The sequence below is a fragment of the Candidatus Magnetobacterium casense genome, from assembly GCF_019173545.1.
GTDB lineage: Bacteria > Nitrospirota > Thermodesulfovibrionia > Thermodesulfovibrionales > Magnetobacteriaceae > Magnetobacterium > Magnetobacterium cryptolimnobacter.
The window spans coordinates 1-1,386 of the sequence record NZ_JABXWD010000664.1 but is presented as its reverse complement, the minus strand read 5'-3'; the positions used below and the strand labels follow the sequence as shown (position 1 = coordinate 1,386).

The window sequence follows — 1,386 nt, the reverse complement described above, 5'->3', positions numbered from 1 at the left end:
TGGGGGCCGGACTTCTACCAGAACGAATACTCATTGCGCCAGTTCCGGGAGTTTGCCAGTTATCTCAAGGGTGTGCAAGCCACAGATGTTCGATGCCTTTGCCACGCCAGATATGCCCTGCGAAGAACAGGGATAGTCCCACAGGCACCTGCAACATACAGGATTCTGATAGAAAAGGACAGACGATGAGTGCAAGACGAAAGAAACGAACTAATCAGAACGATAGTCCAGAAGTGCGCGACGTGCAACCACGGGAGGGCGAACCTACAGTGCCACAAGAAGTCGTGCCACAACAAGCAAGTGAGGCTTTGCCTCAAGAAGATACAGCAAATAGACAAGAAATAACAAAACAAAAGGAGGGAACAATGGGATTCAGAGACAGACTAGGCTTAGACAGGGAATCAATTATCCACATCATAATGGCCATCGGCGTATCGCTTTGCATAATGCTCATCATTATGTTCACGCAGATGACGCCGAAGGGCCAACACAGTGCCGACATTGGCCGGCTGGACCAGGTTGTTGCTACCCTCACCCCGAAGGTAGCGGACAACACACTAGACATCCAGGAGATCCGGGACGGGTACGGTGCCATATCAAGTGCTGTGAGTAACACCGTGCTGAATGTGAACCTTCTCCAACCGAAAGTCGCTGCCATCGAGGGGGACATTGACACCATCCAAACCACATTACAGGGTATTGGCAGCCCGCCCGAGGCATACCTGACCGGCAACCTTACCGCCGGGAACCTCACGATCCACGCCAAGGCAAGCGACCCCGGCAACTTCACGGCGAACATCCACCTGGTATTTTCGCTACCCATCTATGCCGGGTTGAACTGGACCACCAACATCACCTACGTCCCGGTGATGTCCTACAACGGGACTGATTGGGGAACCAGCCAGGTGTGGTGGAACATCGGCACCTTCGCGTTGGCAGCCGACACCAACACTCCCATTGACATAACATTCGCAGGGTTGGTGAACCAGCCGAGTTTCGCCTACATCGAGATATACCCCACACTGTGAGGTATCCAAATGAACTGCACTGAGTGCCGCGAAAGAATATGGCCAGAGGATCCGAGGGTTGGATGCACGGATGTCCACACCAAAAGATACTACCCACCCTTATGCCAGGGGTGCCCACACCAATTCCAGGCAAACGGCCTAGAAGACCGTGTAGGCAACCTTGAGGCAATCTCGGCACAGCCCGGGAGAATACCGAGGCAATACCATAACGAGTTACAGCAGCTGCGGGCCGAGGTAGCATACATTCACAAGAAGATGATAGAGCAGCCAGCCAAGAGCGCCCCGGCCAAATCGGGGTACAAAGGACTGAGTGTTGAATCCTGAAGTCACCGAGCAAATCAACGGCTACCTGATAAAG

Annotated in this window: 3 protein-coding genes; all 3 read left to right on the top strand. The window is 53.3% G+C overall.

Annotated elements, in window-relative coordinates:
* Positions 1 to 189 (top strand): hypothetical protein (locus HWQ67_RS18565; protein ID WP_218254182.1); only part of this gene is annotated, 189 nt, incomplete at its 5' end.
* On the top strand, positions 190 to 345 hold the full coding sequence (locus HWQ67_RS18560; RefSeq protein ID WP_218254181.1) for a hypothetical protein: 156 nt from the start codon (positions 190 to 192) through the stop codon (positions 343 to 345).
* A 20-nt stretch (positions 346 to 365) separates the two neighbouring features.
* Positions 366 to 1,028 carry a hypothetical protein gene (locus tag HWQ67_RS18555; protein WP_218254180.1) on the top strand — a complete coding sequence of 221 codons (663 nt, stop codon included), beginning with the start codon at positions 366 to 368 and terminating at the stop codon, positions 1,026 to 1,028.
* Positions 1,029 to 1,386 lie beyond the last annotated feature (358 nt).

Excerpts from the sequence above, each read along its gene's own strand:
- HWQ67_RS18555 (WP_218254180.1), top strand. The coding sequence starts at position 366 with ATGGGATTCAGAGACAGACTAGGCTTAGACAGGGAATCAATTATCCAC.